This is a genomic window from Micromonospora sp. NPDC023633, assembly GCF_040640035.1.
Classification (GTDB): Bacteria; Actinomycetota; Actinomycetes; order Mycobacteriales; family Micromonosporaceae; genus Micromonospora.
In genome coordinates this window covers 1-4522 of sequence record NZ_JBFABB010000240.1, presented here as the reverse complement: position 1 = coordinate 4522, position 4522 = coordinate 1, and the positions used below count along the sequence as shown (strand labels likewise).

The window sequence follows — 4522 nt, the reverse complement described above, 5'->3', positions numbered from 1 at the left end:
GTGCGCCCCCGCGCCGGGCCGGGACTCATCCGGCCGCGGGCGCCGCGCCGTCCGGGACCGCGCCGCCGGCACCGCCGACGCCGGGGACGGTGCCGCCGATGGTCGTCGTCCCGCCCGCCTCGCCGCCGGGCGTCGTGGCCGCCGGCGCCGCCGGATCGGCGGTACGCGCCGACAGCGCGGCCAGCAGCTGGTCGCCCATCAGCGAGATCGGCGGGGCGCCCATGGTCACCACGACGTCGCCGGGGCGGGCCCGCCGGGCCACCTCCACCGGCGCGGCCTCCCAGGAGTCCACGAAGACCTTCCGCTCCGCCGGCAGCGACACCGCCTCGATCAGCGCCGCCGACCCCTCCCCCGGCTCGCGCAGCTCGCCCGGCCCGAAGACCTCCAGCAGCACCAGCTCGTCGGCGATGGACAGCGACTCGGCGATCTCCGCCTGCAGGTCGCGGGTGCGGTAGAGCCGGTAGGGCTGGAAGACCACGATCAGCCGGCCGTCCCCGGCCACCTCGCGCAGCGTCTGCAACGCCAGCGTCATCGAGGTCGGGTGGTAGGCGTACTCGTCGTAGACCAGCACGTCGTCCGCGACGCCCTTGCGCTCGAAGCGCCGCCGCACGCCGGGGAACGCCGCGAGCGCGGCCTCCGCCGCCTCCAGCGGCAGGCCCAGCAGGTACGCGGTCAGCACGGCCGAGGCGCTGTTGAGCCCCATGTGCCGCCCCGGCACCGGCAGCCGGAACTCGCCGAGCGACCGCCCGTCGATGCTCGCCAGGTAGCGCACCCCCCGGGCCGACGAGGCGACGTCGGTCAGCCGCAGGTCGGCGTCGGCCGCCTCGCCGTAGGTGTGCACCCGGCGGCCCTCCGCGCGCAGCGTCTCGGCCAGCCGCCGCCCGCCCGGGTCGTCGGCGCAGGTGATGATGAAGCCGTCCGGGTCGGTGAGCCGGGCGAACTCGGCGAAGGCCGCCTCCAGCGTGGCGAGGTCGCCGTAGGTGTTCAGGTGGTCGGCCTCGACGTTCGTGATGATCGACACGTACGGGCGGTAGATCAGGAAGGAGCGGTCGCTCTCGTCCGCCTCGACCACGAAGTGCTCGCCCGTGCCGTGGTGGGCGCCCGAGCCGACCTCGGAGATCTCCCCACCGATCACGAAGGACGGATCCTGCCCGGCCTGCTGGAGCACCATGGTGACCATCGAGGTGGTGGTGGTCTTGCCGTGGGTGCCCGCGACCGCCACCGTCCGGCGGCCCGTCATCGCGGCGGCCAGCGCCTCGGAGCGGTGCAGCACGCGCAGGCCGCGCCGGCGCGCCTCCACCATCTCCAGGTGGTCCTGCGGGATCGCCGAGGAGTAGACGACCGTGTCGACGCCGTCGAGGTTGGACGCCTCGTGGCTCATGTGGATGGTGCCACCGAGGGCGCGCATGCCGGCCAGGGAGGGCCACTCCCGCAGCTCGCTGCCGGAGACCCGGATGCCCCGGGTGAGGAAGAGCCGGGCCAGCCCGCTCATGCCGACCCCGCCGACCCCGATCAGGTGGATCGTGCCCAGGTCCTCGGCGGTGAGCGTGCCGGCCGGGGTGAACTGTGCGGTGTTCATGACGGGAACCTTTCGGTCGCGGTGGCACGGACCTCGGCGCGGACGAGCCGCGCCCTCATCGGGCCACCGCCTCGTAGACGAAGTTGAGCAGCGCCTCGTCGCCGTCGCGGCGCCCGTACGCGGCGGCGGCGGCGCCCATCGCGTGCAGCCGGTGCGGATCGCGGATCAGCGGGACGATCGTCCGCTCGACCCAGTCCGGGGTCAGCTCGGCGTCGTCGACGAGCAGCCCGCCGCCGGCCTCCACCACGGGCAGCGCGTTGCGCTTCTGCTCCTGGTTGCTGTGCGGGTACGGCACGTAGATGGTGGGCAGCCCGATCGCGGCCACCTCCGCGCAGGTCATCGCCCCGCCCCGGCCGAGCATCAGGTCCGCCGCGGCGTAGCCGGCCTCCATCTCGGACAGGTACGGCAGCGTCACGTACGGGACCGGCAGGTCGGTGGGGACCGGCACCGGCTCGTTGCGGGCGCCGATCACGTGCAGCACCTGCACCCCGTTGCGGGCGAGTTCCTTGGCCGCGCCGGCGACGGCGAGGTTGATCGAGCGGGCGCCCTGCGAGCCGCCGGCGACGAAGAGCACCGGCAGGTCGGGACGGAGCCCGAAGTGGGCCCTGGCCGCGTTGCGCATGGCGAACCGGTCCAGCCCGGCGATGCCCCGGCGCAGCGGCACGCCGACCACCCGGGCGTCGCGCAGGGCCTCGGCCTGGGCGGGCTGGTGCGGGAAGCCGACCGCCACGTGGCTGGTGAACCGCATCCCCAGCCGGTTGGCCACCCCCGGCGGCACGTTGACCTCGTGGATCACGATCGGCAGGTCGCGCCGCCAGGCGGCGAGGTAGGCCGGCACGGAGACGTACCCGCCGAAGCCGACGACCACGTCGGCGCGCACCTCGTCGATGACCTTGCCCGCGGCGCGGGCCGCGGTCCACATCCGGCCGGGGGTCTTGACCAGGTTCATGTTCACCGAGCGGGGCAGCTGGTAGGCCGGGATCTGCCGCAGGTCGTAGCCCTGCGGCGGGATCAGCTCGTTCTCCAGGCCCTTCGGTGTGCCCAGGCAGGTGATCCGGACGCCGGGGTCGTGTCGGCGCAGGCAGTCGGCGAAGGCGAGCAACGGGTAGATGTGCCCCCCGGTGCCACCTCCCGCGAGCACCACCGAACGCAGCGGACCCATCAACGTCTCCTCTCGTCCGCCGACCCGCGGCGGGTCCGGGCCAGCCGGACACCGCGCGGTGCGGTCTGGTCGTCTTCTCGCCGCTCCCGCGACCGGGGCACGGACCCTCGGGCAGCCGGGGGCGCCGCCGGACGGCGGCGCCGCCCGGGAAGCGGCGGCAACGGGGCCCAGAGTAGTCGGACCCATCGGGCCGGCGGACGGGCATGCAGGGCTCTGGCGGCGTCGGGTTCGGCGCGGGCGAAGGAGGCGAGCATCCCGATGGCGGCGAGGGTGACGACCAGTGCGCTCCCGCCGTCGGAGATGAACGGCAGCGGCACGCCGGTCAGCGGCAGCAGGCCGACCACCCCGCCGATGTTGATCACCGCCTGGCTGACCAGCCAGGTGGTCGCCGCCGCGGCGGCGAGCCGGCGGAACGGGTCCTCGACCCGGCGGGCGATCCGCAGCCCGGTGTACGCCAGCACGGCGAAGAGCGCCACCACCACGACGCACCCGACGACACCCAGCTCCTCGGCGACCACGGCGAAGATGAAGTCGTTCTCCGCCGCCGGCAGCCACTGCCACTTGGCGATGCTCTTGCCGAGGCCGACGCCGAACCACCCGCCGTTCTCGATCGCGTAGCGGGCCTGGGCGATCTGGTAGCAGCCCGCGTCCTTGCACACGTCCAGTGGGGGCGGGTCGATGAAGGCGGTCAGCCGGGCCAGCCGGTAGTTCTCCGCGCCCGTCTCGCCCGAGCCGGCGCCGAGCGAGGCCACCGCGACCAGCAGGCCGATGCCGAGCAGGCCCACCGCGGAGAGCGCGGCGAAGACCCTCATCCGCACCCCGGCCGCCCAGAGCAGCCCCACGACCAGGGCGAGCAGGCAGAGCATCGTGCCCAGGTCGTTGTAGCCGACGAGGACGAAGAGCAGGCCCACCACCGGGAAGAGGGGGGTGGCCAGCTCGCGCCACCAGCCCAGCGCGGCACCCTTGCGGGCGATCACGTGGGCGCCCCAGAGCACCAGGGCGAACTTCGCGAACTCGGAGGGTTGCACCTGGATGCCGCCGACGAAGAGCCAGAGCAGCCGGGCCTCGACCGGGCCGATCCGGGCGGACTCCTGCCCGGTCAGCCGGGCGTACGCGAGCAGCAGGTTGAGCACCAGCAGCAGGCCGATGGCGGTGAACAGCAGCGGCCGGCCCAGCGCCCGGTAGGTCGTCGCCGGCAGCCGCTGGCACGCCCAGAACGCGACGATGCCGATCACCGCGAAGATCGCTTGCTTGACCAGGGACGTCGAGGCGTTGCCGTTCTCCGCGTAGTCCCGGACGCTGGTGGCCGAGAAGACCATGGTGAGGCCGATCAGCAGCAGCAGGCCGGCGCTGGACAGCAGCAGGTAGTAGGAGGCCAACGGCCGCTCCAGCAGCCCGCGCAGCGCGGCCAGCCCGCCCGCGGCGTCCAGCCCACGCGGCATCTGAAGACCGGGCTCGTCCGGCCCCCGCGTCGCGGCGGGCGCGTCGCGCGTACGCCTGCCCCCCGGTGACCGCCCGGGTGTCCCCTCTGCCGTGACCTCGATGTTCCGTCCCTCCCCCACGGGAACATCATGGCGGTTTCCCGGGTCCGCCACCGGCGCAACCGACCGGTCGGCGTGTCGGGCTTGCGCCGGGCCGGGCGGGCCGTCCCGCCGGGCGGACGCGCCGCGGGGGGGGGGGGGCCCCCGCCCGTTTTGGTCCCGGGGGGGGGGGGGGACCGCGGGCCCGGGCCCCCCAACACCCGGCGGGTCGGGGGTTCGGGTCAGCCAGCCGTCACTTGC

3 protein-coding genes are annotated in these 4522 nt (G+C 74.7%); all 3 read right to left on the bottom strand.

The window, feature by feature from the left end; genetic code table 11:
* Positions 1–25: 25 nt before the first annotated feature.
* The 3 genes from murC to AB0G13_RS34140 are packed head-to-tail and all read right to left on the bottom strand — an operon-like array spanning position 26 to position 4183.
* On the bottom strand, positions 26–1579 hold the full coding sequence (gene murC / locus AB0G13_RS34150) for a UDP-N-acetylmuramate--L-alanine ligase (protein ID WP_357883677.1): 1554 nt from the start codon (positions 1577–1579) through the stop codon (positions 26–28).
* Between the two features lie 55 nt (positions 1580–1634).
* Complete coding sequence (gene murG / locus AB0G13_RS34145; protein ID WP_357883675.1) at positions 1635–2741, bottom strand: undecaprenyldiphospho-muramoylpentapeptide beta-N-acetylglucosaminyltransferase; 1107 nt, start codon at positions 2739–2741, stop codon at positions 1635–1637.
* Positions 2741–4183, bottom strand: coding sequence for a putative peptidoglycan glycosyltransferase FtsW (locus AB0G13_RS34140; RefSeq protein ID WP_357883672.1), 1443 nt, complete (start codon positions 4181–4183; stop codon positions 2741–2743). Before AB0G13_RS34140 ends, murG begins: the two co-directional genes overlap by 1 nt.
* Positions 4184–4522: the final 339 nt, after the last annotated feature.

Excerpts from the sequence above, each read along its gene's own strand:
- murC (WP_357883677.1), bottom strand. The coding sequence starts at position 1,579 with ATGAACACCGCACAGTTCACCCCGGCCGGCACGCTCACCGCCGAGGAC.
- murG (WP_357883675.1), bottom strand. The coding sequence starts at position 2,741 with ATGGGTCCGCTGCGTTCGGTGGTGCTCGCGGGAGGTGGCACCGGGGGG.
- AB0G13_RS34140 (WP_357883672.1), bottom strand. The coding sequence starts at position 4,183 with ATGCCGCGTGGGCTGGACGCCGCGGGCGGGCTGGCCGCGCTGCGCGGG.